The sequence below is a fragment of the Aeromonas popoffii genome (assembly GCF_000820025.1).
Taxonomy (GTDB): domain Bacteria; phylum Pseudomonadota; class Gammaproteobacteria; order Enterobacterales; family Aeromonadaceae; genus Aeromonas; species Aeromonas popoffii.
This window is the reverse complement of record NZ_CDBI01000025.1, coordinates 1-23,691: the sequence shown is the minus strand read 5'-3', so window position 1 is coordinate 23,691 and position 23,691 is coordinate 1. Positions and strand designations below refer to the sequence as shown.

Genomic DNA, 23,691 nt, shown 5'->3' with positions numbered 1-23,691 from the left:
GCTGCTGAATGAATATCCGGCTCCGCGGCAGGGACTGTGAGCACGGGACGCTGAATCCTGTATTTCGCAGTGATCTTAAGCGGGATCAAGGCAAGCAAAGGGTGACTGACCTAGAGTGACCGGCATTTTCTGTCTGCCGATAGACTCAGAGACCATGCACCCACAGACCCATAGCCACGTCCTGAACCGCCTCGAACTGCTGGCTCCGGCCAAGAACCTCGCCTACGGCATCGAAGCCATCAACCATGGCGCTGACGCCGTCTACATGGGCGGCCCTGCCTTTGGCGCCCGCAGTGCGGCGGGCAACGCCCTCGAAGATATCGAAGCGCTGGCACGTCACGCCCACCGTTTCGGTGCCCAGGTCTTTGTCGCCTTCAACACCCTGCTGCACGATCACGAGCTGGAGCAGGCCCGGCGCCTGACCCACCAAATCTATGAAGCGGGGGCCGATGCGCTGATCGTGCAAGACATGGGATTGCTGGCGCTGGACCTCCCTCCCATCGCGCTCCATGCCAGTACCCAGACCGACAACCGCACGCCGGAAAAGGTGAAGTTTTTGCAGGATGTGGGCTTCTCCCAGGTGGTGCTGGCACGCGAGCTGTCGCTGGCGCAGATCCGCGAGATCAGCGCGGCAACCAACGTGCAGCTGGAGTTCTTTATCCACGGCGCGCTTTGTGTCTCCTACAGCGGTCAGTGCAACATCAGCCACGCCCGTACCGGCCGCAGCGCCAACCGCGGTGAGTGTGCCCAGCTCTGCCGTCTGCCCTGCTCGCTGCAAAAGCCGGACGGTGAAGTGCTGGTGGCCGACAGTCACCTGCTGTCCCTCAAGGATATGGATCAGACCGACAATCTGGAGGCGCTGATCGCCGCAGGCATTCGCTCGTTCAAGATTGAAGGGCGCCTCAAGGGGCTCGATTACGTCAAGAACGTCACCGCCTGGTATCGCCAGAAGCTGGACGCCATTCTCGATAGCCGCTCCGATCTGGTGGCCGCTTCGGCGGGTCGTTGCAGCTACAGCTTCGAGCCGGATCCGAAAAAGAGCTTCAATCGCGGCAGCACCGACTACTTCCTCAATGGCCGAAAGCCAGGGATCGACTCCACCAAGAGCCCGAAATACGTGGGCGAACCGCTGGGGCGTGTCACCAGAGTCACCAGGGATGGCATAGAGATTGACGGCAAGCAGGTCAGCCTCAACAACGGCGACGGTCTGGGCTTCTTCAAGCCGAACAACGAGCTGGTGGGGATGCGCCTCAATAAAGTCGAAGAGAAGGCGGAGAGTAAGCTGTTGCTCCTGTCAGAACGTATGCCGGGGCTGAAAGTAGGCACCGAGCTCTATCGCAACCACGATAGTGCGTTCAGCAAGATGCTGGAGAAGGCGAGCGCGGATCGCCGGATCCGGGTCGATATGGAGCTCTCCGAGTGCGATGAGGGATTGCGCCTCACGCTCACCGACGAGCAGGGCATCAGCGCCGCGGTGACGCTTCCCTGCGACAAGCAGCCTGCCGACAATCCGGAGCGGGCGTTGCAACAGGCGCGGGATCGACTCGGCAAACTCGGCAATACCCTGTTTGTGGCGCGCAAGATTGAGTTGGTGGTAACGAGGCCGCTATTCATCGCCGCATCACAGCTCAACGGTTTGCGCCGGGATGGCATCGCCGCGCTGGAGGCAGCGCGTGTGGCCAGCTACCAGCGCCCCGAGCGACGCATCGCTCTGCGGGATATCAGCTATCCCCAGCACCGCCTCTCCTACCTTGGCAACGTGCTGAACAGCGCCGCCGAGCAGTTCTTCCGTGAACACGGGGTGGAGCGCATTGCTCCCGCCTATGAGGCTAACAAGGAGGAGCGGGAAGTGGTGCTGATGATCACCAAGCACTGCATCCGCTACAGCCAGAACCTCTGCCCGAAAGAGGTGCCCGGGCTCAAGGCCGAGCCGCTGGAGCTCAAGATGGGTAAAGACACCTTCCGCCTGCGTTTTGACTGCAACCGCTGTGAAATGCAGGTGATGGGTAGTTTGAAACGCTGATCAAACTGCCCTTTTCTCCGTCTGGGAAAGGGGCAACTTTTATCGCAGGCGCTCTGCCAACCTCCCTTTAGTTGTTCCCCTCCAGCGCCAGCAGCGCTTTTTTAATCTCCAATCCCCCCGCATAGCCGGTCAGGCTGCCGTTTTGGCCGATCACCCGATGGCAGGGAACGATGATCGAGAGCGGATTGCGGCCGTTCGCCGCGCCGACCGCGCGGCTCGCACTCGGTTTGCCGATGGCGCGAGCAATCTCGCTATAGCTGCGGGTCTCGCCGTAGGGGATGTCACACAGCGCCTGCCATACCGCTTGCTGAAAGGCGGTGCCGTGGGCGGCAAGGGGCAGGGAGAAGCGCTGCAAGCGACCGGCAAAATAGGCGTCAAACTCGGCGAGGAAGGGGGCCAACGCCGTGTGGTTTTGCTGCCAGCCACTCATATCGGGTAGTGCCCGCAGGCCCGCCACAAAGTCCACGTGCACCAGACCAGATTCAGTGATGGCGACCAGCAGATCGCCGCAGCGGGTCGGCAGGATATCGTAGCGGATCATGGGGTTATCTCCTGTTGTTGGTTATCTGGCTGTTTTTCGTTGCCGGTGGCATGGATCAGCAAATTGGGCGCTTCACTCATGGCGTGCCACAGCCAGCTCGCCGCATAGCTGCGCCACGGTTGCCATGCTGCGCTTTGCGCCAACACCTCCTTCACCGGCAGTTTGGTGCCACCTCCGAGCGCTTTTTGCAGCACCAGATCGGAGGCGGGGAAAGCATCAGGATCCAGAGCGCAGCGCAGTCGCCAGTACGAGACCGTCCAGGGGCCTATGCCCGGTAGCGCCAGCAACTGCTCGTCACTGGCCGTAGTGAGGGTCAGCTCGCCGCTGGCCAGTGCCTGAGCCACTCCCCGCAGGGTACGAATGCGGCTGCCCGGCATGCCGATGCCGTCGAGATCGAATTCGCACAACTGGGCGGGGGTTGGCAGTTGCGCCACCCCGAATTGCGCTTCGGTGCGGGCCACCAGTCGCCCGAGCAGGGTGATTGCCCCCTTGACCGACACCTGCTGGCCGACGATGGCCCGCAGCATCACCTCGTATTCGTCCCAGCCACCCGGCAGCCGTACGCCGGGCCAGCGCGCCTGCAAACGGGCGAGCAGCGGATCCTGACCAAGCAGATCGCCGATCCGCTGCATATCGGCATCCAGATCCCACATCCGGCGCACCCGATAGAGCAGATCAGGCAGCGCCGCGAGCGGCAGATCATGAACGGTGAGCTGCAGGCTGTGCCCCTTGCCCTGCGCGATGCGCACCAGCGCAACCTGATCGCCGACCCGGTAGCGCCGCTCATACACCTCACCATCCACCCGCTCCAGCCCCGGGATCGCCCGTAGTCGATAGAACGCCAGCATGGCCGCCACGTCATAAGGGGGGCGATAGGGCAGTTGCAGGGTCAGGGTTGCGCCACGCGGCTCCGAGCCCATCTGATCTGGCGCGTTATCGAGCGCCTCCTGCTGGCGCAGGGTGCGCGGGGCCAGCCCGTAGGCGTTGAGCCAGGCGTCGTTGAAGCGGCGGATGCTGGCAAAACCGGCGGCAAACGCGATGTCGGTGATGGGCAGCCGGGTTTCGGTCAGCAGCCGTTTCGCGAGCAGCAGGCGGCGCGTCTGTTCCACCTGTTTTGGCGAGGCGCCAAGGTGCTGTTCGAACTGGCGGCGCAGGGTGCGTTCGCTGATCCCGGCCTCAGCGGCCAGTTCGGCGAGCGAGCCGTCCGCCAGCTCGCCGCGATCGATCCGCGTCAGCAAACGGGCGAGTTCAACCGGCAGATCGCCACGGGCGGCGGGGGCCAGCTCCGGTCGGCAGCGCAGGCAGGGGCGCAGGCCATGTTGCTCGGCAGCCGCGGCGCTTTGGAAGTAGCGCACGTTGTGTTCGTGCGGCGGCCGTGCGGGGCAGACCGGCCGGCAGTAGATGCCGGTGGAGAGCACGCCGGTAAAGAAGCGGCCATCGAAACGGGCATCGCGGGCGAGCCGGGCGGCGTGGCACTGTTCGCGGCTGAGGCTCGGGGTCCCCTCATCCTGATGGTTGTCACTGGCGGGTTGCGAGTTCATGGTCCGGGCGCTCTGTACTGGGTGCATGAATGAGAGAGTAAAGAGGAGAAAAGGCGGTGACTAGCCAGAAACGGACAGGGATTGAAATAAAGATGTGGCCGGGAGCGCCCCGAGCCACTTTGAATCCGGTTGTTTGCCAATGAAAAACGGGGCAGCCAAGCTGCCCCGTTCTCCTCTTCAACTCGCTGGCGCTGTATCCGTTATTTCAGATAGCGCTGCTCCAGATGCTGGCGCAGCCAGCGCGGGTTCAACGCCTCGCCAGTCGCGCGGCGAATGAGCTCGTCCGTGCTGTGCTGGCTGCCCTGTGACCAGATGTGGCGGCCAAGCCACGCGAGTATCTCCGGCAGGCGACCCGCCTCGATCACGCTGCTCATGTTGCCCAGCTCCCGCTCCAGTGCGAAGCGCAACTGCGCCGCATACATGGCGCCGAGCGTGTAGCTCGGGAAGTAGCCGAACGAGCCGTCCGTCCAGTGAATGTCTTGCATGCAGCCATTCTGGTCGTTGCCCCTGGTGGAGAGGCCGAGCCACTGCTGCATCTTGGCATCCCACAGCTCGGGCAGATCGGCCACCTCGATGCGCCCCTCGATGAGGTCGCGCTCCAGCTCGTAGCGCAGGATCACGTGCGCCGGGTACGTCACCTCGTCCGCATCGACGCGGATAAAGCCGGGCTCGACCCGGTTGTAGAGCTTCGCCAGGTTCGCCGGCGCAAATGCCGCTTGCTCGCCAAAGTGCGCGCGGATGCGCGGCACCAGCAGAGCTAGGAAGGCCGCATCGTGGCCGAGCTGCATCTCGCAGAACAGGCTCTGGCTCTCGTGAATGCCCATGGACCGAGCCTCGGCCACCGGCTGGCCCAGCAGCTGACGTGGCAGCCCCTGCTCGTAGCGCGCGTGACCCGTCTCGTGCACGATTCCCATCAGGCTGGAGACAAACTCCTGCTCGTTGTAGCGGGTGGTGATGCGCACGTCGGTCGGCACGCCGCCGCAGAACGGGTGGCTGCTCACATCGAGCCTGCCGTGGGCGAAATCAAAGCCCAGCACGCCCATCACCTCTTGACCGAGCGCCTGCTGGCTTGCAATCGGGAAGGGGCCTTGCGGGATCAGCAAGGATTCGCTTTTCTGCTGTTCGCTCACCGTCTGGATCAGGCCCGGCAGCCAGCTGGTGAGATCACCGAAGATCTGATCCAGCCGCGCACTCGTCATGCCGGGTTCATACAGCGCCAGCATGGCGTCGTAGGGGCGCACCCCGAGTGCCTCGGCGCGAAGGTGCGCCACTTCCCGCGACAGGGCCACCACCTCCTTGAGATTGGGGGCGAAGCCTGCCCAGTCGTTATTTTTGCGCTGGCTGCGCCAGGCGTGCTCGCACTTGCTACCAGCCAGCGACAAGGCTTCTACCAGATCCGTGGGTAGCAGGCTCGCATCCTGCCAGTGGCGTTTTATCTCGGCGAGGTTGGCGCGTTGGAGCTCATTCAAGTACTCGCTCTCGGCTTTGGCGATCCAGTCGCCGAGCTCGGGGGCGGTACGCTTTTGATGGATCAGCACGCCGAGTTCGGCCATGGCCTCGGCGCGTGCCTCGTTGCCACCCTCCGGCATCATGGCGGCCTGATCCCAGCCACAGATGGCACTGAGGTGGGAGAGCCGGTGCAGCTGTTGCTGATGTTGTTCAAGTTTTTGATATGACATGGGATTGTCCTTGTTATCGTCCCTGATGGTGTGCACCCCGTACCTGGCATGATCGGGGCCGTTCGATGCTAACACTGCCATCGCGCGTTTTACCACCCTGGCCGAAGGGGCCTGACCAGATGACTGGTACTGACTAGCCGAGGCGCTTCTGGTGTCGCTCGCGGTTCTCCGCCTTCTGGCGCTCGCTTTTTCGCAGCAGCACATAGAGGGCGCCGCTGCCGCCGTGGCGGCGCTCGGCGCTGTGCATGGCCATCACGGCTGGCAGTTGTGGCAACCAGGTGCTGACATGGCTTTTCAGCACCGCGCGCGGCGTGCTGCGCTCCCCCTTGCCGTGCAGGATCAGCAGGCAGCGGATGTCCCGCACCTCGCAATCCGCAATGAACTGCACCAGGCTCTGGCGCGCTTCGTTGAGTGTCTTCTGATGCAGATCCAGGCTTGCCTGCAGTTCGTACTTGCCGAGCCGCAGCTTCTTGTAGACCCCCTCTTGCACACCGTCGCGCTTGAAACCGACGATGGCGTGGGGATCGAGCATCTCGACCGCCTCCATGCTGAGGTGATCCAGGGTCAGTTGCTCGGCGGTCGCGGCCTGGCGGCGGGCCAGTTGCGCTTCGGTCGGGGCGGATGTGCCCGTGAGAGAGAGGGTGTTGTCACTACGAATGGGCCGCACGTCGGCCACTTCCTGCAGAAACAGTGAGAGTTCGTCGTCATGAGACACGGCAGGCTCCCCGCATTGGAATGAGCGGGCATTATAGCGGGGGAGTCGGGGTCAGAAAATGGGGCCACAGCTAGCCAGTCTGGAGGACCACTGTCAGTCGTGCCGGGCAAGCGTTAACAGGCGATCGCGGGATCGCCTGACGAGATGTGTTACTGCTCCTCTTTCGGCGGCTTGGCATTTATCACCTTGTAGATGAAATAGGCCGCGTAGGAACTGATCAGCAGGAAGGTACCGATAATCACCAACATGGACATGAGCCCCACGCTGTTGCCGAACATCAGGTTCATCCAAAATTCCATCTCATGCACTCCTGTCATCCCATTGATGACAAGCATGATAGATACCCCTTTGGGAGTGATGAGATGATCTCGATCAAGTCCCCTGGTGGTTATTTAATCGGCAGCCTGATCTGTGAGCCATCTCGCACTCGGCTAACCCGCTGGGCAGAGCCAGCGCTGCGATGGGGCATCAATCGGTTGCCGTGCGTGGGCCCGGTGCGGTCAGTGGAGTGATGCGCCATCCCTGCTGCTCCAGCAGGGCGATCAGCCCCTGGTCACCATAAAGGTGCAGGGCGCCTACCACAATAAAGCTCTCGTTCGGCAGGGTAGGCCACTTCTTCAGCCAGTTGTGGTTGCGCTCCGCCAGCAAGGTCTGCTCCAGCCAGGCTTGCAGCTTGGGTGGCGCCATCTCGGCTTTGAGCAGGTTGACCAGGGCTGCCTGATCCCCCTGCTGCCACGCCTTCATCACGTCGCGAAAGCCGGTTTCGAGCTGGGGCAGCTCATCCAGGGTGCTTTCCAGCATCAGGGTCTGGTTGTCACCGACACTGGCGAGGTAGCCGAGCTGTTCGAGCAGGGTCTCGAGGCCGATGATGGGCTTGCCGCTCTCGGTGGCGCGTTTGGCAAAGTGTTGATCCACCCCGAGCGCGCTGCTGAAATCGGTACGTTCCAGCGCCGCCTGGGTCAGAGTGATGGCCGCAAACCAGGGGCGCAGCGGGGCGATCATGTGCTCGGTCAGGCCATTCTGGCCGGCGGCTATGAGGGTGCGTTGATACAGATCGAGCGGCACGTGATCCTGGAGGGTTTTGCCATCCACCAGCCGGGTGATGGCGCCCATCTCCTGCCACTGCGTCTGGCTGATGTGGGTGAGATCGACCTCCATCACCAGGGCACGGCTTTGTTGCCAGGCGCGTTCGACGGGATCGGGCAGCGGATAGAGCGAGGGTTTGCCCGCATGAATGGAGCCCAGCAGCCAGTGTTGCTGGTCACCCTTGCTCACCCGATAGAAGGCGGGGTCGGCAAAGGCGGTCAGCGGCAGCAGCAGGCAGAGCAGGAAGGCAATCAGCGTGCGGTGAAATTTCATGAGGCACCTTATGTTGGCGGGATGGCTTCTCTTCATAACATTAAGCCCTATGATAAGTCCTCATTCGTCACAGCCAAGAGGTTTCCCATGCCCCATCTTCGTTTTCGGGCCGTTTCCGTCGATACCCTGCAGCAGATAAGCACGCCTTTGCTGGCGGATCTGTGCGCCCTGACCGGCGGCAAGCCCGAGTTTGTCACCCTGGAGCAGGTCGAGAGCAGCTGGGTACGCAGCGGGGCGGTCGAAGCCGGTTTTCCGTTTGTGGAGCTGGTCTGGTTCGAACGACCGCAGGAGCTGCAAGATGCCGCCGCGGCGCTCATCACCCGTCATCTGAAGGCGGTGCTGGGGGAGCAGACCTATGTGGTGGTGCAGGTGCTGCCCATCGTCAAAAGCCACTACTACAGCGATGGCCAGCATTATTGAAAAGCGGGTAAACAAGATCGGCGGGTCGGGTTACGCCGCTAACCCAACCTGGGTTGCTTGATGCCCATAGCCGCTAACCGGATCAGGCCGACTTGGCCAGGATCCTGTCGAGCCAGCGGCTTGGCAGCAGGCGGCGCAATACCGCAAACAGCCGGGTCGGGAAGGTGACAGGGTAACGATGCTTTGGCCGCTTGCTCTGCAGCGCGTGCAGCAGCGGTGGGATGCAGGCTTCGCTTGGCAGCGTGAAACCGCTGGTAGCCCCCTCTTTTTCCAGCCGGGTCAGGGTCTGGCGATAGGCGCCCTGATGGCGGCTCTGGGCCGGATCGATATGGCGCACGAAGGCGGCGTGGGCATTGGCGCGAAAGCGGGTATCGATGGGGCCCGGTTCGATCAGGCTGATGTGCACGCCGCTGCCTTCGAGCTCCAGACGTAGGGTGTCTGTATACCCTTCCAGTGCAAACTTGCTGGCGTTGTAGGCGCCGCGATATTTCATGGCCACCAGCCCTAGCACAGAGCTATTTTGCACTATGCGTCCTTCTCCTGCGGCCAGCATGGCCGGCAGTATCTGGCGGATCAGGTGGTGCCAGCCAAACAGGTTGGTGTCGAACTGGGCACGTAGCGCCTCGGTGGGCAAGTCTTCCAGCGCACCGGGCTGACCATAGGCGCCATTGTTGAACAGGCCATAGAGACGGCCCCCGGCCAGGGCCAGCGCCTCTGCCGCCCCTCGCTCTATGCTGGCGGTGTCCGCCAGGTCCAGTTGTACAGCCAGCAGACCCTGCTGTTGCAGCTGTGCCACATCGTTGGCCTTGCGGGCGGAGGCGATCACGGTAAAACCGTGCTGACCCAGCGCCTGCGCGGCAGCGAGGCCAATACCACTGGAACAACCGGTGATCAGAACAAAACGGGGCATGATGGCGTCCTTGTAACTGCTGACAGAAGCGTGCGGGCAGGATAGCGCGGATAAAAACCTTATCCGGCTCGCATGTTAGCCTGCCACCCGGAAAAAAGAAAACCGGGCCAAGTAGCCCGGTTTGCTGACATCGTCATTTGCCTGATTACATGATGGTAAGTGGCATGATGATGTGGAATTTGACGTCACGCTCGGAGGTAAATACGTTTGGATAGTCAGTCCAACCTTTCCAAGTGGATGGCAGATCGTTGTTATAGTCGGTGTAGTGCAGTTTGAACAGGGTGCCTTTCAGCTTGCCATCTTGGACTGTGTAGCTGACATCGAAGTTAGCTGCCCACTCTGTATCTCCTTCGGCAACTTTAGTGCCATCACCTTTCTCCATATCCCAGCCGTAAGCACCGGATACACCGACAGACCAGCCAGGTGCACCAACCAGGTCATCCAGAGAACGCGTTACGCCGAAGAACAGTGCTTTTTCGTTGTTGGCGTTCCAGTCGGAGCGGGAATCCCACCAAATTTCGTTAGCACCCTGGGAGTTGCCGTAGCCGCGGGTCAGACGGGGCAGGTAGTTGCCTTCAGCCCCTTCCGCTTTGGTCCACAGACCTTCCAGACGGAAACCGTACTGAGCGTAGCTCCAGGCGGCGGTCAGGGCTTGTTGCCATGCCAAGCCATCATAAGTCTCTACAGGACTACCAGAGGCATTTTTGTAAGTCTCAGTCTCGGAGCCATAGAACTGGTAGCTGGTTGAGAGGCCTCCCAATACGTCAAACTTGTGAGCCAGTTTGGCGTGGTAGCTATCCATATAATCGGCAGACTGGCCGAAGGAGCCGGTAATGGCCGTGCCAGTCTCAAAGGTGTAACGAGCAGCAACTGCATGGATGTAGTCGATTTCGTTTTCTTTATCGAAGGTATTACCCCAAGGCCCGCTCCACGCTTTACTTTTGTAAAAGCCCTGAGTTTCTTTGAACCAGGGAGCCTTGTATTCATCGGCGATCGCGTAGGTCAGATAGAGACCACCAAGGTTACCTTCAATTTGTCCGCCCCGGTAAGTACCAGGTTGATAAGACCAGTTAACGCCAATTTGGCCAGGAACATACAATTGGGTATAGCCAGCTTTTGCGGTCACACCTTCAATCAGCTTCAACTTAAGAGCTGCGTTTGTCAGGCTCGCACCATTTTCAGATTCGGTGTTGCTGGTTCCCCAAGCTCGTCCCCAGAAAGAGAATTCATTCTCGGCGTTGACAGGGTTACTTTCATCAATGGCTAAGTCATAGGCAGTGAATCCGCCCAAGTCTAAACCCACCACGTCCCATGCATAGCCGGAGGTAAAGTTAAGGGCTGCTTGAGCGGTAGCATGGCTCAAGTTGGAGCGATATTTTCCGGTGTTCTCTGCAGGTACGACACCAGAGTCAACACGAACACGATCACGTTGGAAGTAGAACAGCCCGCCGGTCAGCTTGGCATCATCGGTAAAGGCTTCATAAGATTTGCCATAAGTTGGGCTCATCATATCCTGAGCTGCCAACGCCATGCTGGGGGTGACCAAGGCGGCAACAACCGCCGCGCTTAATGCAGCACGCTTGAAGATCACGTTTTCCATTTTTATTGCTCCTGATTTTATGGACTTAGCTTTTTTGTCCGGCAGTCAGGCGATGGCCCGCCGCTCGGTATTGGCATTGCAATCAAAAACCCCGTAGGGCAAAAAATTACTGGTCGTTCGTCTGCGGCCGCGACGTCTTGGCGTATGTGCGGTGGGCAGTTCTGTTCATCACATCATGTTATTTTTTGTGTTCCGATTCTTGGCTATCGGACAATGCCAAGAGTACGTTCGCGGTGCGAAATATCAATGGAAAGTTCCCGCCAAGTTTCAAAAATATGACAGAGTGCAAATAATCATGGATCTTGTCATGGACACCCGCAGCCCGCTTATATCAGCGCTGATAGCCATATTCAGGTGAAATTGGTCAGAGACTTGGGCGGATCTTTTGCAAGGGGCGTCACTTTTTTCGTTAACCTGTATGCAACAGATAATTTTGTGCCAAAAAAAAAGATATGCCCCCGCGTTGGGGGCGAGAGCAGGGGACTCATAAGAGAGATAGGACGGGATATTCAGACCTGATGGCCGAGGCAGGAGAGATGGCGTTTTTATGACAGCCACTTCATGGCGGTGCTGTCATGACAACGAAGGCGCGGCGGGCTCCTTCTGCTTGCGGGCGGCAGGTGACTTGCCCAGCATGCCGAGCAGGGCCCCCCCCATGATGAAGGCTCCGGCCAGCAGGTGACGGGGCGTCAGCTGTTCGCCATTGAGCAGCACCAGCAACAGGGTGCTCAGCAGCGGCGTCAGATAGGCCAGTGCCCCGATGCGACGGGGATCTCCGTCTCGCAGCGCCAGATACCAGGTGACGAAGGCCGCTCCCATGGGCCCGAGCGCCAGCCCCACGATCAACCACCAGTCGCGGGTGGGGATCTGTTCGAGGGGCAGCGGTCCCTCCAGCCACAGCGCAAGCAGCAGCGCCAGCAATCCGGCGGGCAGGCAGGCCGCCGCCGTCACCACAGCCGGTGCGGGTGGCAACCGGCGGGAAAGCACAGAGTAGGCACCCCAGATGATGGCGGCGCCGAGCGCCAGCAGGTAGCCGGGCAGATAGGCCTGTTGCAGCTGCAACTCGCCGTTGACCATCACCAGCACGGAACCGGCCAGCCCTAGCGCACCGGCCAGCAGGTGGCGAGCATGGAGCGGATGGCCCGGCAGCAGCAGGGGGGTGAACAGTATGATGCACAGGGGCCACAGGTAGTTGATGAGGTTCGCCTCCAGCACGGGGGCGTGGCGAAAGCTCATGAACAGCAGCAGATGGTAGAACAGCAGCGCCGCAACCGTGACCAGCCAGGTGATGGGGCGAGCCCGCCACTGGCGCCAGAACGGCAGGGCACCGGCGCCGCAGAAGAAGAGCACCAATCCCACCAGCACCAGAGGTGACACGCTGGCGATCCGGGAGGTGAGCGCCGCCAGCGAGGCCCACAGCAGTATGGTCAGCAGCGCAAAACCGGTGGACTTGTCCCACCAGGAAGAAGCAGACATCCAACACTCCTTTGCAAGATGAATAAAAAGAGGGCCAGTCTAGCAGACTGACCCTCCCTCCTGACCATCCCTGTTTTGGTCTGGTTATCGACTATTTACCGTTTACTTCCGCATTGGCAACAGGGGTAATTGGCTGACGCCTTACTCCCCAGATGATCAGCGCCAGTACCACCAGTGGCAGCAAGGGATCGAGCCAGGTGCCGCCCGAACCGAACAGCAAGTTGAGCAATGCCACACTGGTGCCGCCAATGGCCCAGGCTATGGTGGTGGGGATGGACCAGACTACCATCTGTTGTTTGACATCCGAGATACCCATCATGCGGTTGACCACCCAGAACAGGCTGTCGTTGAAGTAGCCGAAGAACAGCGACCCCATGGTGGCTGCCTGGGCTGCCAGCAGCATGTTGACCCCCGGGATCTGGGCCAGTATGGGCGCAGAAATAGAGGCCGCTGTCACCATGGCCACTGTACCCGAGCCCTGGATCAGGCGCACCAGGGTCGCCACGATGAAGGGGATCAGGATGGGGGAAATGGGTAGCTGGGCGATCTGCTCGGCCATCTGCTGGCCCGCACCGCTGTCACGGAGCACGGCACCCAGGGCGCCACCGGCACCGGTCACCAGCAAGATGATGCCGGCCGATTGCAGCCCCTCTTCCAGACGGGCGGCGGTGGCGTGGCGATCCATGTGCGGTACTAGTGTATAGACCGCCAGCAGCACGCTGATGGCGAGCGCTATGATGGGGGTGCCGATGAAGTTGACGCCCTGCACCAGAGGGTTGGCGGCCAAGCCGTCCATGCCTTCCAGGGTGGCCAGGGTGGTGAAGATGGCCTTGAGGAAGATGAGCACTATGGGCACCAGGATCGGTAGCAGTGACAGGGTCAGACTGGGCAGGCTCTTGCCCTCCTTCCCCTGGATGTACTGCTCGTAGGTGGACTGGAGTTCATCCGGCGTCTTGGTGACCTGGGCGGCGAACTCGGGGTACTTCTTGTCGAGCCACTGGGCGTAGAAGACGATGCCGAGCACGCAGGGGATGGCCAGGGCAATGCCCATCAAGAGCATGGCGCCGATGTCCACGCCAAACAGACCGGCGACACCGAGGGGACCCGGGGTTGGCGGCACAGTGTGGTGGGTGACCACCAGCCCCCCCGCCAGCGCTACGCCCAGGGTGAGCAGGGAGCGCTTGCCGCTTTTCGCCAGCGCCTTGGCCACCGGATAGAGGATGACGAAGGCAGAGTCCACGAAGATGGGGATGCTGACTACGTAGCCCGTGATGGCCAGGGCCCACTCCTCGCGGCGTTTGCCGAGCCACTTGATGAAGCTGTAGGCGATCTGTTCGGCAGCGCCCGACACCTCCAGCAGGCGTCCCATCATGACGCCGAGGCCGATGACGATGCCGATGCTGCCAAGGGTCGAACCAAACCCCTGGGTGATGACGGTGAGGGTCTTGTCGATGCTCATGCCGCCAGTGATCCCGGCGATGCAGGCCGCGGCCAGCATGGCGATCAGGGCGTGTACCCGGGTACGCACTACCAGGAAGACCAGCACGAAGACCGCGATGATGAGTCCGATGATGGGGGTTGGTATGGTGCTCATGATGCCTCCTGCAGGTCATGGGTCATGAAACTGTCGATGATCCCGGCAAACGTCCAGTCTGCCATGAAGCCGGATGCCAGTGCCCGGCTGTTGTCTATTTGTCCGGGCCAGCTGGCGACGATGCGCTCGATGGCCGGGTCATGGGCAAAACTGACCTTGTCACGGGCCGCCTGACCGCCTGCCTTGGTGAGTGCGTCCAGCATCTCGCCGACGGTGACGCTGATGCCGGGCAGGTTGATGCTGCGGCCATCCCCTCTGGGCAGCGTGGCAGCCAGCAGGAAGTTGTTGACCACGGTGGCGGGGCTCGAGAGCCAGAGGCGAAGCGCTGGGCTCACCGGGCAGGTGGTTTGTTCCCCCTGTAGCGGTTCGCGAATGATGCTGCTGACAAACGATGAGGCGGCGCGGTTAGGCTTGCCGGGCCGCACACATATGGTGGGCAGGCGCAGTGCCAGGCCGTCGACGTAGCCCTTGCGGCTGTAGTCGTTGACCAACAGCTCCCCCATCGCCTTCTGGGCGCCGTAGGAGGAGGTCGGGGTCAGTGCCGTGCCGTCGTCTACCACCTCCGGCAGCGGGCCGCCGTAGACGGCCAGCGAGCTGGTGAACACGAAGCGGATGCCTGGGCGGGCCTGGCGGCACGCCTCCAGCAGACTGCGGGTGGTGTCCAGGTTGACCCGCCAGCCGAGATCAAAGTCTTGTTCCGCATGGCTGCTGACGATGGCGGCAAGGTGATAGACGATGGCGGTATGTTTGCTTATCAGCGATTCGGCCACTCCGGGAGCGGTCAGATCCGCCTGCAGGCAGCGTACTCGCGGGTCGGCCAGGGCTTGTGGCTCCTGAATGTCCACCAGCAACAGCTCGCTGAAAGAGAGGGAACTGTGCAACAGGGCATGGGCCAGCTTCTGTCCCAGAAAACCGCCTCCGCCGGTGATAATGATCTGCATCTTGCTATCCTCAGACTCGTTCGTGTTTAGGGTTGTTATTGTTGTGCCAGCCAGGCCAGGCCTTGCCGGGTATTGCCTCTGGGGTTGTATTCACAGCCGATCCAGTCGTGGTAGCCCGCCTGCTCGAGCACCTTGAACAGGTGCGGGTAGGCGATCTCCCCTTCATCTGGCTCGTGACGGTCCGGCACCGAGGCGATCTGGACGTGGCCGATGGCCGGGCCCAGTTTGCCGATGAGGCGGGTGAGATCCCCGTCCATGATCTGGGCGTGATAGAGATCGAGCTGCACCGCCACGTTGGGTCTGTCTATCTCCTGCACCAGTGCCAGGGCATCGAGCTGATGGGCGAGGAAGTAGCCGGGCACGTCCCGATCGTTGAGCGGCTCGAGCAGTACCCTGATACCGTCTTTGGCCAGGAAATCGGCGGCGAAACGGATGTTATCGATCACGGTTTGGCGGTGGGCTGCCAGAGTGTGTGCCGGGTCGACGATACCGCTCATGGCGTGCACCTTGCGGCAACCAAGGGCCAGGGCATAGTCACGCACGGTGGGCAGGTGAGCACGAAATTCGGCTTCTCGCCCCGGTATGGCGGCCATGCCGCGCTCCCCGGCCGCCCAGTCACCCGGCGGCATGTTGAACAGCGCCTGGGTCAGACCGTACTGCTGCAACTGGCGGGCGAGCTCGGCGGCCGGCCACTCGTAGGGAAACAGGAACTCCACCGCCTCGAAGCCAGCCTCGCGGGCCGCCGCGAAGCGTTCCAGAAACGGCAGCTCGGTAAACAGCATGGTGAGATTGGCGGCAAATTTGCTCATGGCTTCAGACTCCTCAATTCGTTGATCTCGGGCTCGCTCAGATAGCGGATCCGCTGGCCGTGCAGCAGCAGGGCGAGGCGGGCCGTCTCTTCCAGCTCCTCCATGTTGTTGACCGCGTCGACAAGATCCTTGCCGGTGACCACGGGACCGTGGTTGGCCAGCAGGAAGGCGTTGCCGTCAGCGGCGCGGCGCCCCAACTCTTCGGCAATGCGCGCATCCCCCGGCTTGTAATAAGGGATGAGCGGCAGCTGGCCGACCCGCATCACGTAGTAGGGGGTGAAGGGGCGGATCACATTGGCCGGATCCAGCCCCTCCAGACAGGAGAGGGCGGTGAGGTAGGTGCAGTGCAGGTGCACCACGGCCTGGCAGTCCGGATTGTTGTGGTAAATGGCGAGGTGGAAGGCCACCTCCTTGGAGGGGCGATCTCCCCCCAGGTGCTCGCCGCTCATGCTCACCCTGGCGAGGCGTGCCGGATCAAGCCGGCCGAGGCAGGAGCCGGTCGGGGTGGCGAGCAGGGTGCCGTCCGGCAACTTGGCCGAGAGGTTGCCGGCACCGCCGGTGGCATAGCCTCGTTCGAAAAGGGATGCAGCCAGCATCACCATGGTGTCGCGCAGTGCCTGTTCAGTCATGGAAGAACTCCTGTGCCCGGCTGAAGAAGGTTTCGTCACCAAAATTGCCCGATTTGAGGGCCAGTGACAGAGGGGCATCGGTGGCTCGCACCCAGGGGACGCCGGGGGCGATTTGAGGACCGATGTGGAAGGCGGCGATACCCAGAGCCTGGGTGATGCGGCTGGAGGTTTCACCGCCGGCGATGATGAAGCTCTCCACCCCCGCCTCGCGCAGCTGCACGGCAATTTGCGCAAAACACAGCTCCACCGCCTCGCTCGCCGCTTCGCGGCCAAAACGGGCCTGAATGGCGGCCAGCTCGTTCGGGCTGGTGGTGGCGTGGATCATGGGGGCCGGCGTTGCCGGCTGACTCAATACCCAGCGGGCCAGCTCGGCCGGGTAATCGGCCTGTGTCAGGCATGCCGCCACATCGAGAGCCAGGGACGGTGCCATGGTCTGGTAGCAGGCCACCTGGCGATTGGTCATCTCGGAGCAGGATCCCGACAACACCACGGCGCGGTTGCAAAGCGGCCTTCCAGCCTCGCGGGCGGCAGCCCGATTACCGTCGCCGAGCAGGCGGGCCAGGCCGATGGCGAGCCCGGAGCCGCCGGTCACCAGTGGCATGTCGAGGGCAGAGGCGGCGATGTCCAACAGGTGCTGCTCGGTGAGGGTGTCGACCACGATGTAGCGCACCCCGTCGGCTGCCAGCTGCTCAAAGGCGTCGGCAATGGCGCCGGGTCCCTGACTGATGGTGGTGAACGGGACCAGACCTGCGCGCCCCCCGGCCTGAGCCTCCATCAGCCGCAGCAGGTTGCTGTCGGTCATGGGGGTGATGGGATGGTGGCGCATACCCGACTCGGCGAGCGGCTGGGTGCCAACAAACAGGTTGCCCTGATAGACGGTGCGGCCGTTGACCGGCAGCGCCGGGCAGATCAGGGTGAGTTGGCTGTCCAGCGCCGTCAGCAGGGCGTCGGTCACCGGGCCGATATTGCCCGCCGCCGTGCTGTCGAAGGTGGAGCAGTACTTCTGGTAAATGCGCGGGCAACCGCGCGCTTTGAGCCAGTCGAGGGCGGCTAGGGAGTCGCGCACCGCCTCGCTGGTCGGGCAGGAGCGGCTCTTGAGGCTGATCACCACGGCGTCAACCCCCGTCAGATCCGCCTCTGCCGGGATGCCGGAAAACTGGATGGTGGCGAGGCCGTTTTCCACCAGAAAACCGGCGATGTCGGTGGCCCCGGTGAAGTCGTCTGCGATGACACCAAGTTTCATGCTGTGCCCTCCATACCCGGCAGGCTGATGCCGTCGAAGATCTTGATGACGGCGCTGTCGTCTTCCTTGCCGTGACCGGCGTTGCTGGCGGTGAGGAACATGTTGAGCGCCGTGCTTGCCAGCGGCAGCGGGAAGTGCAGAATCCGCGCCGTGTCGGCCACCAGATTGAGATCCTTGACGAAAATGTCGACTGCGGAGCGGGCCTGGTAGTCACCGGTCAGCACTCGGGCCATGCGGTTCTCGAACATCCAGGAGTTGCCTGCGGCATGGGTCACCACGTCATACATGAGGTCGAGGGAGATGCCTGCCCGGCTGGCCAGCGCCATGGCTTCGGCGGCCACGGCGATATGCACCCCGGCCAGCAGCTGATGGATGATCTTGACCGTGCTGCCCTGACCCGGCTCGCTGCCGACCCGGTAGACCTTGCCGGCCACGGCGTCGAGCACCGGCTGCAGGCGTGCAAAGGCGGCGTCGGAGCCGGCGGCCATCACCGTCATCTCGCCCGCATCGGCCTTGATGGCACCGCCGGAGACGGGGGCGTCCAGCATCAGCAGCTCCAGCTCGGCCAGCTCGTGTGCCAGCGCTGCGGCTTCATCAGCAGCTATGGTGGAGGAGATCATGACGCCTGTGCCCGGCTTGAGGTGGGCGGCCAGGCCGCTCTCGCCAAACAGGATTTGGCGCACTTGGGCGGCGTTGACCACCAGCAGCAGGACGGCATCCAGTGCTTCTGCCTGGGGGCGGGCATCGGCCATGACGGCGGTCGCACCGGCTGCTTGCAACTGCTCCCGGGCGGTTTCAGAGAGATCAATGCCATAGGTGGCAAGTCCGGCCCGTAAGCAGGAGCGGGCGGCGCCCATTCCCATGGCGCCCAGGCCGATGACGGCTACGTGGTAGGGTCTGCTCATCTGTCTATTCCTCGATTACAACGGATGAGCCGATAGTAAGGGGTTGTTGTGGTTAAAAATCAGGCTGACATCACAAATATTAACTATCGATGTGTTAATTTTTGTTATTTATGAATGTCTGGAGCCAATTGGATGGCTTTGGATGTCGTTTTTGTGTGAATTTATGTGAGGCGTGAGCGGAGGGGGGATTTTTTATCAAAATTTCCCATTCCACTGGGGTAACATGAACACCCGTTTTACCGTTACGGATTGCCCATGATCCCCGTAGAGAGACAGCAACAGATACTGCACCTGTTGGCCGAGCGCGGTGCCGTCAGCATCACCGAACTGACCGAGCGGCTACAGGTCTCCCACATGACCATCAGGCGCGACATCCAGAAGCTGGAAGAGCAGGGGCGAGTGCTCTCTGTTTCGGGAGGAGTGAGTCTCTCCCAGCGAATCAAGAGCGAACCCTCTCATGCCGCCAAGCGCAGCCTGATGCAGGAGGCCAAGCTGGCCATTGCACGCAACGCGGCCGCCCAGGTGGCGCAGGGCAGCACCATCTATCTGGATGCCGGCACCACCTCCCTCGAACTGGCCCGCGAACTGGCGCAGCGGGAAGATCTGATGATAGTGACCAACGACTTTATGGTCTGTGCCTACCTCATCGAGCATGGTCGTTGCCGCCTCTATCACTCCGGGGGCCAGGTCATTCGGGAGAATCAGTCCTGCGCCGGTGAGGCGACCGCCCATTTCCTGCGCAATCTGCACCTTGATATGGCGTTTTTGTCGGCGTCCTCCTGGGATGCCATGGGGATCTCCACCCCCAGCGAACAGAAGGTGCCGGTCAAGCGCGCCGTGGTGGAGGCGGCCGCTACCCGCATACTCATCTGCGACTCGTCCAAATATGGCAAGGTGGGGACTTTCAACGTGGTGGGATGGGAAGTGATCGATCAGGTGATCACGGATGGACAACTGCCGGAGAGCGCCCGCGAGGTGCTGGCCCAACATGGCGTCAAGCTCACGCTGGTGTCCTGGTTGGCAGAGCAGCAGGCCGCCGGTTAGGCGGCTCACTGCCCACGCCCTATTTACTGGCGGAGCGCTGGATCACTTCCCCCGCTTTTTCGATATCCCTGCCGATACCACTGACGGTGTTGCAGCCCATCAAGAGGACGCAGCAGAGCAGCAGCCCATATTTCATGTGTTTCATCTTGTTTCCTCTCAGGTGAGTTAGGGAATCAGTTTTAGCAAGCGTCCGTCAGGGGCATCGGTTAGCAGATAGATGGCGCCATCCGGTCCTTCCTTGACTGTGCGGATCCGTGCCCCCAGCTCGGTCAGCAGGCGTTCTTGCGAGACTATCTTGTCTCCCTCCATCTTCAGGTGCAACAGGGCCTGACCCCGCAAGGCACCGACCAGCAGGTCGCCCTGCCACTCCTTGAACAGGGTGCCTTGATAAAACGTCATGCCGGAGGGGGCGATGGAGGGAACCCAGATCCATTTTGGCGGCACCATACCGGGGGCCGCAGTGCCTGAACCAATTTTGCCGCCGCCATACTCTTCGCCAAAACTGACGCTGGGCCAGCCATAGTTGCGGCCAGGCAGGATCAGGTTGACCTCATCGCCGCCCTGGGGACCGTGTTCGTGGGCCCAGAACTGGCCAGTGACGGGGTGCAGGGCTGCCCCCTGCATGTTGCGATGACCCAGGCTCCAGATCTCGGGCAGGGCTCCGGCGTGCTGTACAAAGGGGTTGTCTTGTGGCACCCGGCCATCAAGATGCAGGCGTATGGTCTTGCCCAGGTGGTTATCGAGGGACTGGACCTGATCTCGCCCCTGATAGCGATCTCCCAGCGTGATATAGAGGTAGCCATCGTCCCCAGTCAGCAGCCTGGCACCAAAGTGGGCACCCCCGCTCATTTTCGGCTGCTGGCGAAACAGCAGTTGCCACTGGTGCAGTCTGTCATCTTGCAATTTGGCACGGGCCACTGCCGTGCCTGCACCGCCCTCACCCGGTTCGCTGTAGCTCAGATAGATCCAGCCCTCCTTGTCCTGGGCCAGGTCGAGCAATCCCCCCTGACCGGCGTTGGCGATGGGAGGCAGTCCCTGCACCGAATGGCGCTCCCCTTGCGGATCGATGCGCAGCAAACGGCCTGTCCGTTCGCTGATGAGAAACTCCCCGCCAGGCAACAGCACCAGACCCCAGGGATGGGAAAGCCCTTCGACCAGCGGGATCAGAGTGATGGCCCGGACGGGCGCGATCAGACAGAGCAGTAGTACCAGCACTCTGAACATGTGGATCTCCTCTACAGTGACCGGTCAAAATACAGGTTGCCGGGGCGGGTCAATATCGCTGAAGTATAGAGAGACGTGACAGCAGCATCAGGAGCAATGCTCCCCTGTACGAGCCGGGATGAGGGAGCGTTTGTCTGATGTCTGGCGTGTGTTGACGCAGAGAGTAGATTGGCCCCTGAAGATCCAGTGTCATACAAAGACGCGTTTTCTAGTGATATTGTGGCCAAGGACCACATCAGCCTCTTGTGCCAGCGCATTTAACTCCTTGAGGGAGAGATCCTGCGGGCCCTTGAGATTGAGCTCACGATCAGCCAGGAGTGCACCCAGATGACGGAGCTTTTCATCTCGGGTCAGTTCAAGGTCAAAGGAAAGAATCTTGTCATCCCCAAACAGGGCCACGACATCAGTCGAGTTCATCAATAGCCATCTCCATCTGGCGTTGACCTCTCATGGCGATAATAAGTGCCAAAAGATCAGTGAGTTGGCCGAATATTACCCGAAATGTTGAACGGTGGCATCATTCAGAGCCCTCTGGTCGCAGTTCTTTTGGCTGGCATCCCGTTTTGGTAAATGCCTCTGCCCCCTTAATGGTTCATGTTTGGAAAGTGTCGTCCTTGCCATGGTCAACCCACTGATCTTGTGAGACTATTTCCCTTCCTTCTCCGATCGGAACGCATTGTGTCCCTCGATTACTACCAGCGCCACGCCACCGAATTGGCGACCCGTTACCTGCAGGTATCTGCTCGCGCAGTTCACGGCGACTGGCTCACTCTGCTGGAGCCTTGGCTCTTGGCTGCGCCGCGCAGGTTGCTCGATGTGGGGGCTGGCAGTGGTCGTGATGCCGCGTTTTTAGCGGGGCTCCATCAGGGCCACTGTGTGGTCGCTGCCGAGCCCTGTCAGGCACTCGCTCTACAGGGGCAATGTCATACCCGTGAGGCTGCGGTGGCGTGGGTCAGTGACGCTATGCCTGCTCTCTCTGGCGTGACAGGCACTTTTGATCTGATTTTGCTCAGTGCTGTCTGGATGCATCTACCCCCTGAGTCTCGCCCCTTGGCGCTGGCTCGTCTTCATGAGCTGCTCTCACCAGATGGTTATCTGGTACTGAGTCTTCGCCTGGTTGTATCGGAGCAGGAGATGCGGGAGCGAGCCATGTACCCGGTGGCTGCCGATGAAGTTGAGCAGCTTGCATTGGGGGAGGGGATGACACTGCTCCATGTGTCAGAACCACAGGGGGATGCCTTGGCGCGTACCGGGTTGAGTTGGCAGAGTCTGATCCTTGGGGGCGAGCATGCACGCCTCCCCTGAGCAGCAACTCGCCTTTATTGCTTATTTGCAACGCATCTTTACCGAAGGCGATTTTGTTGCCACTTACAAGTGCGCCTTGCTCCACGGGATTGCAGATATCGCAATTGAGCGCAGCAGCGAGACCCATGATCTGACTGCGGCGCGCACCATTACGCTGGACGAACTGGCCACCAAGTTTGTGGAGCTCTATTGGCAGCACAGTCTGCCCTACTCGGCGACGGGAGAAACAGCCACCTTGCTCAAGCAGAGCAGCGGTCGTCAGGCCATCATGCTGACGGAGTTGTCACGGCTGCGTGAAGAGGGTGTCCGTTCGGTGACTGCACTGCGTCGTCACGACGCTTGGCGGCCTCTCCTTGCCCGAGTTCGACGCATCCTTATTGAGGGTCCCTTGTGGCGTCTGCAGATCCTGGGTGGGCGAGAGGAGTGCCACCTCTATCCTCATCAAAGGGGCGAGGATCATATCTGCCTTAACCCCGGCATTCTCTACTGTCTCCACCGCTTTTACGATTTGGTGGTCTCCCTCTCCCGACAGCATTGGCTGCAGCTTATCTGCGACATCAAGGGGAATCAGCCACTGATTGGCCCAAGCGTGGGGCTGGAGAATTTTCTCTTTGGTTCAAGCCGTCAGGCGCTGGGGCGGGTAGGGGAAGTATTGAGGGACTTGCAGGGGGGGACCTGTTTTTACTGTAACAAGGCGATACACGGGACTGGCGAGGTAGACCATTTCATTCCCTGGCGTCGTTATCCAATCGATTTGGGCCACAATTTCGTACTGGCACACGCCAACTGTAACCGGAGCAAACGGGATTTTCTCGCCGCTCCCGAGCACAGGGATACCTGGTACGAGCAGAATATCCTGACTCATGGGGCGTACCTTACTGGCGAGTTGGCCCCCTTGGTGAGCGTCGATGCCGAGCGTTCTACTGCCATCGCCACTTGGGCCTATCAGCAGGCCGTCCGTGAGCATGCCCGGTTGTGGCGTGGTATTGACGAGTTTGTGGATGTAACAGCCCCTAGTGTGGATATTCCCCTGCGCTTTTTATGAGGTTTTAAAGCTTGATAACAAAGGGCCACCTCTTGTGAGGTGGTCCTTTTCAAACGTTTGGTTGGCCGGGTCTGCGCATTGATGTAGTCAAAGAAATCGACCTCCTGCTCGGCCATCTTGATCTTCACTCGCTCCACCAGATAGGGAATGGGCTTGCTGAAGTTGTCATACCCCATCAGGCTCACCTTGCCGGAGCGAATGTGCAGTTTGATCACATCGATATCGGTCAAGTCACCATAGAGTTGGCAAGCCGCCCCCAGGTAGACACGCAGCAGCGGCGGTAATTGCGCAATAAAGCATTTGTGCAGCAGCAGTGAATGGTTGGGATAGAGCAGGCTGTTGGGTAGCTGTTGATGGGCCAGCTCGCAGGCCTGGTTGATGAGGGAAATGTCGGCAATCTGGTAGAGCAGCGCTTTGGCGGCCTGCTGTGCCTGCGACTCTGCTTCGGTCCATAGAGATAGAGACGATCAAACGGGGTGTGTTGAGCCAGCCACAGGGCAATCTGATAGCTGTTTTTCCTTGGGTATATCAAGTCAATAGCAGCACCTTGCCGAGGACAGACAAGTCGCCCCTGCTTGTTGAGTTCACAGGCTGAATGCTGATCAAGGGTGGGGGCTATGCCGGGGGAGGGGTTGGCCAGAATCGTTTTACGCAGCAGCGCCCCGCAGAACCCGTAGGTGAGTGACGG

23 protein-coding genes are annotated in these 23,691 nt (G+C 61.0%); 5 read left to right on the top strand and 18 right to left on the bottom strand.

Going from position 1 to position 23,691, the window contains the following annotated elements; translation table 11 throughout:
- Nucleotides 1–154: 154 nt before the first annotated feature.
- Complete coding sequence (locus tag BN1129_RS05435; protein WP_042035137.1) at nucleotides 155–2,023, top strand: peptidase U32 family protein; 1,869 nt, start codon at nucleotides 155–157, stop codon at nucleotides 2,021–2,023.
- Between the two features lie 67 nt (nucleotides 2,024–2,090).
- Here BN1129_RS05435 and BN1129_RS23115 read toward each other — a convergent pair whose 3' ends face one another.
- From BN1129_RS23115 to BN1129_RS05410, 6 genes are all read right to left on the bottom strand, one after another.
- A complete protein-coding gene (locus BN1129_RS23115) occupies nucleotides 2,091–2,564 on the bottom strand; it encodes a methylated-DNA--[protein]-cysteine S-methyltransferase (protein ID WP_042034978.1) in 474 nt (157 codons plus the stop codon).
- Complete coding sequence (locus BN1129_RS05425) at nucleotides 2,561–4,105, bottom strand: DNA-3-methyladenine glycosylase 2 (protein ID WP_042034977.1); 1,545 nt, start codon at nucleotides 4,103–4,105, stop codon at nucleotides 2,561–2,563. The genes BN1129_RS23115 and BN1129_RS05425 overlap by 4 nt, the downstream gene beginning before the upstream one ends.
- 200 nt (nucleotides 4,106–4,305) lie before the next feature.
- Entirely contained in the window at nucleotides 4,306–5,784 is a 1,479-nt protein-coding gene (locus BN1129_RS05420) for a carboxypeptidase M32 (protein WP_042034976.1), read from the bottom strand.
- A 133-nt stretch (nucleotides 5,785–5,917) separates the two neighbouring features.
- Complete coding sequence (gene smrA, locus BN1129_RS05415; RefSeq protein ID WP_042034975.1) at nucleotides 5,918–6,499, bottom strand: DNA endonuclease SmrA; 582 nt, start codon at nucleotides 6,497–6,499, stop codon at nucleotides 5,918–5,920.
- Nucleotides 6,500–6,648: 149 nt separating this feature from the next.
- On the bottom strand, nucleotides 6,649–6,834 hold the full coding sequence (locus BN1129_RS22270) for a DUF3149 domain-containing protein (RefSeq protein WP_108537844.1): 186 nt from the start codon (nucleotides 6,832–6,834) through the stop codon (nucleotides 6,649–6,651).
- Nucleotides 6,835–6,967: 133 nt separating this feature from the next.
- Nucleotides 6,968–7,858 carry a TraB/GumN family protein gene (locus BN1129_RS05410; protein WP_042034974.1) on the bottom strand — a complete coding sequence of 297 codons (891 nt, stop codon included), beginning with the start codon at nucleotides 7,856–7,858 and terminating at the stop codon, nucleotides 6,968–6,970.
- An 87-nt stretch (nucleotides 7,859–7,945) separates the two neighbouring features.
- Here BN1129_RS05410 and BN1129_RS05405 point away from each other — a divergent pair, with 87 nt between their 5' ends.
- On the top strand, nucleotides 7,946–8,278 hold the full coding sequence (locus tag BN1129_RS05405; protein ID WP_042034973.1) for a DUF1904 family protein: 333 nt from the start codon (nucleotides 7,946–7,948) through the stop codon (nucleotides 8,276–8,278).
- Between the two features lie 82 nt (nucleotides 8,279–8,360).
- Here the strand turns inward: BN1129_RS05405 and BN1129_RS05400 are convergent, their stop codons facing one another.
- The 9 genes from BN1129_RS05400 to ltnD all read right to left on the bottom strand — a co-directional run bounded on the left by BN1129_RS05400 (nucleotide 8,361) and on the right by ltnD (nucleotide 18,385).
- A complete protein-coding gene (locus tag BN1129_RS05400) occupies nucleotides 8,361–9,188 on the bottom strand; it encodes an SDR family oxidoreductase (protein ID WP_042034972.1) in 828 nt (275 codons plus the stop codon).
- A gap of 145 nt (nucleotides 9,189–9,333) precedes the next feature.
- A complete protein-coding gene (locus tag BN1129_RS05395) occupies nucleotides 9,334–10,788 on the bottom strand; it encodes an OprD family outer membrane porin (protein ID WP_042034971.1) in 1,455 nt (484 codons plus the stop codon).
- Between the two features lie 573 nt (nucleotides 10,789–11,361).
- Entirely contained in the window at nucleotides 11,362–12,264 is a 903-nt protein-coding gene (locus BN1129_RS05385; RefSeq protein ID WP_042034969.1) for a DMT family transporter, read from the bottom strand.
- A 91-nt stretch (nucleotides 12,265–12,355) separates the two neighbouring features.
- Entirely contained in the window at nucleotides 12,356–13,858 is a 1,503-nt protein-coding gene (locus BN1129_RS05380; RefSeq protein WP_042034968.1) for a GntP family permease, read from the bottom strand.
- Complete coding sequence (gene denD / locus BN1129_RS05375; RefSeq protein WP_042034966.1) at nucleotides 13,855–14,799, bottom strand: D-erythronate dehydrogenase; 945 nt, start codon at nucleotides 14,797–14,799, stop codon at nucleotides 13,855–13,857. Before denD ends, BN1129_RS05380 begins: the two co-directional genes overlap by 4 nt.
- 35 nt (nucleotides 14,800–14,834) lie before the next feature.
- Complete coding sequence (gene otnI / locus BN1129_RS05370) at nucleotides 14,835–15,608, bottom strand: 2-oxo-tetronate isomerase (RefSeq protein ID WP_042034965.1); 774 nt, start codon at nucleotides 15,606–15,608, stop codon at nucleotides 14,835–14,837.
- Nucleotides 15,605–16,237 carry a 3-oxo-tetronate 4-phosphate decarboxylase gene (gene otnC / locus BN1129_RS05365; protein WP_042034963.1) on the bottom strand — a complete coding sequence of 211 codons (633 nt, stop codon included), beginning with the start codon at nucleotides 16,235–16,237 and terminating at the stop codon, nucleotides 15,605–15,607. Before otnC ends, otnI begins: the two co-directional genes overlap by 4 nt.
- Nucleotides 16,230–17,480 carry a 3-oxo-tetronate kinase gene (gene otnK / locus BN1129_RS05360; protein ID WP_042034961.1) on the bottom strand — a complete coding sequence of 417 codons (1,251 nt, stop codon included), beginning with the start codon at nucleotides 17,478–17,480 and terminating at the stop codon, nucleotides 16,230–16,232. The genes otnC and otnK overlap by 8 nt, the downstream gene beginning before the upstream one ends.
- A complete protein-coding gene (ltnD, locus tag BN1129_RS05355; protein WP_042034960.1) occupies nucleotides 17,477–18,385 on the bottom strand; it encodes an L-threonate dehydrogenase in 909 nt (302 codons plus the stop codon). Before ltnD ends, otnK begins: the two co-directional genes overlap by 4 nt.
- Nucleotides 18,386–18,640: 255 nt before the next feature.
- Between ltnD and BN1129_RS05350 the strand changes: the two genes are divergently transcribed.
- Nucleotides 18,641–19,429 carry a DeoR/GlpR family DNA-binding transcription regulator gene (locus BN1129_RS05350; RefSeq protein WP_042034959.1) on the top strand — a complete coding sequence of 263 codons (789 nt, stop codon included), beginning with the start codon at nucleotides 18,641–18,643 and terminating at the stop codon, nucleotides 19,427–19,429.
- Nucleotides 19,430–19,448: 19 nt separating this feature from the next.
- Here BN1129_RS05350 and BN1129_RS22265 read toward each other — a convergent pair whose 3' ends face one another.
- The 3 genes from BN1129_RS22265 to BN1129_RS05340 all read right to left on the bottom strand — a co-directional run bounded on the left by BN1129_RS22265 (nucleotide 19,449) and on the right by BN1129_RS05340 (nucleotide 21,070).
- Complete coding sequence (locus BN1129_RS22265) at nucleotides 19,449–19,574, bottom strand: entericidin A/B family lipoprotein (protein WP_084204580.1); 126 nt, start codon at nucleotides 19,572–19,574, stop codon at nucleotides 19,449–19,451.
- Between the two features lie 20 nt (nucleotides 19,575–19,594).
- On the bottom strand, nucleotides 19,595–20,653 hold the full coding sequence (locus BN1129_RS05345; protein WP_042034958.1) for a PQQ-dependent sugar dehydrogenase: 1,059 nt from the start codon (nucleotides 20,651–20,653) through the stop codon (nucleotides 19,595–19,597).
- A gap of 189 nt (nucleotides 20,654–20,842) precedes the next feature.
- Complete coding sequence (locus BN1129_RS05340; protein ID WP_042034956.1) at nucleotides 20,843–21,070, bottom strand: hypothetical protein; 228 nt, start codon at nucleotides 21,068–21,070, stop codon at nucleotides 20,843–20,845.
- A 261-nt stretch (nucleotides 21,071–21,331) separates the two neighbouring features.
- Between BN1129_RS05340 and BN1129_RS05335 the strand changes: the two genes are divergently transcribed.
- Nucleotides 21,332–21,958 carry a class I SAM-dependent methyltransferase gene (locus BN1129_RS05335; RefSeq protein ID WP_042034954.1) on the top strand — a complete coding sequence of 209 codons (627 nt, stop codon included), beginning with the start codon at nucleotides 21,332–21,334 and terminating at the stop codon, nucleotides 21,956–21,958.
- Complete coding sequence (locus tag BN1129_RS05330) at nucleotides 21,942–23,003, top strand: HNH endonuclease (RefSeq protein WP_042034952.1); 1,062 nt, start codon at nucleotides 21,942–21,944, stop codon at nucleotides 23,001–23,003. Before BN1129_RS05335 ends, BN1129_RS05330 begins: the two co-directional genes overlap by 17 nt.
- The last annotated feature ends 688 nt before the right edge of the window (nucleotides 23,004–23,691 follow it).

Coding starts and splice junctions, on each gene's coding strand:
- BN1129_RS05435 (WP_042035137.1), top strand. CDS start 155: ATGCACCCACAGACCCATAGCCACGTCCTGAACCGCCTCGAACTGCTG.
- BN1129_RS23115 (WP_042034978.1), bottom strand. CDS start 2,564: ATGATCCGCTACGATATCCTGCCGACCCGCTGCGGCGATCTGCTGGTC.
- BN1129_RS05425 (WP_042034977.1), bottom strand. CDS start 4,105: ATGAACTCGCAACCCGCCAGTGACAACCATCAGGATGAGGGGACCCCG.
- BN1129_RS05420 (WP_042034976.1), bottom strand. CDS start 5,784: ATGTCATATCAAAAACTTGAACAACATCAGCAACAGCTGCACCGGCTC.
- BN1129_RS22270 (WP_108537844.1), bottom strand. CDS start 6,834: ATGCTTGTCATCAATGGGATGACAGGAGTGCATGAGATGGAATTTTGG.
- BN1129_RS05410 (WP_042034974.1), bottom strand. CDS start 7,858: ATGAAATTTCACCGCACGCTGATTGCCTTCCTGCTCTGCCTGCTGCTG.
- BN1129_RS05405 (WP_042034973.1), top strand. CDS start 7,946: ATGCCCCATCTTCGTTTTCGGGCCGTTTCCGTCGATACCCTGCAGCAG.
- BN1129_RS05400 (WP_042034972.1), bottom strand. CDS start 9,188: ATGCCCCGTTTTGTTCTGATCACCGGTTGTTCCAGTGGTATTGGCCTC.
- BN1129_RS05395 (WP_042034971.1), bottom strand. CDS start 10,788: ATGGAAAACGTGATCTTCAAGCGTGCTGCATTAAGCGCGGCGGTTGTT.
- BN1129_RS05385 (WP_042034969.1), bottom strand. CDS start 12,264: ATGTCTGCTTCTTCCTGGTGGGACAAGTCCACCGGTTTTGCGCTGCTG.
- BN1129_RS05380 (WP_042034968.1), bottom strand. CDS start 13,858: ATGAGCACCATACCAACCCCCATCATCGGACTCATCATCGCGGTCTTC.
- denD (WP_042034966.1), bottom strand. CDS start 14,799: ATGCAGATCATTATCACCGGCGGAGGCGGTTTTCTGGGACAGAAGCTG.
- otnI (WP_042034965.1), bottom strand. CDS start 15,608: ATGAGCAAATTTGCCGCCAATCTCACCATGCTGTTTACCGAGCTGCCG.
- otnC (WP_042034963.1), bottom strand. CDS start 16,237: ATGACTGAACAGGCACTGCGCGACACCATGGTGATGCTGGCTGCATCC.
- otnK (WP_042034961.1), bottom strand. CDS start 17,480: ATGAAACTTGGTGTCATCGCAGACGACTTCACCGGGGCCACCGACATC.
- ltnD (WP_042034960.1), bottom strand. CDS start 18,385: ATGAGCAGACCCTACCACGTAGCCGTCATCGGCCTGGGCGCCATGGGA.
- BN1129_RS05350 (WP_042034959.1), top strand. CDS start 18,641: ATGATCCCCGTAGAGAGACAGCAACAGATACTGCACCTGTTGGCCGAG.
- BN1129_RS22265 (WP_084204580.1), bottom strand. CDS start 19,574: ATGAAACACATGAAATATGGGCTGCTGCTCTGCTGCGTCCTCTTGATG.
- BN1129_RS05345 (WP_042034958.1), bottom strand. CDS start 20,653: ATGTTCAGAGTGCTGGTACTACTGCTCTGTCTGATCGCGCCCGTCCGG.
- BN1129_RS05340 (WP_042034956.1), bottom strand. CDS start 21,070: ATGAACTCGACTGATGTCGTGGCCCTGTTTGGGGATGACAAGATTCTT.
- BN1129_RS05330 (WP_042034952.1), top strand. CDS start 21,942: ATGCACGCCTCCCCTGAGCAGCAACTCGCCTTTATTGCTTATTTGCAA.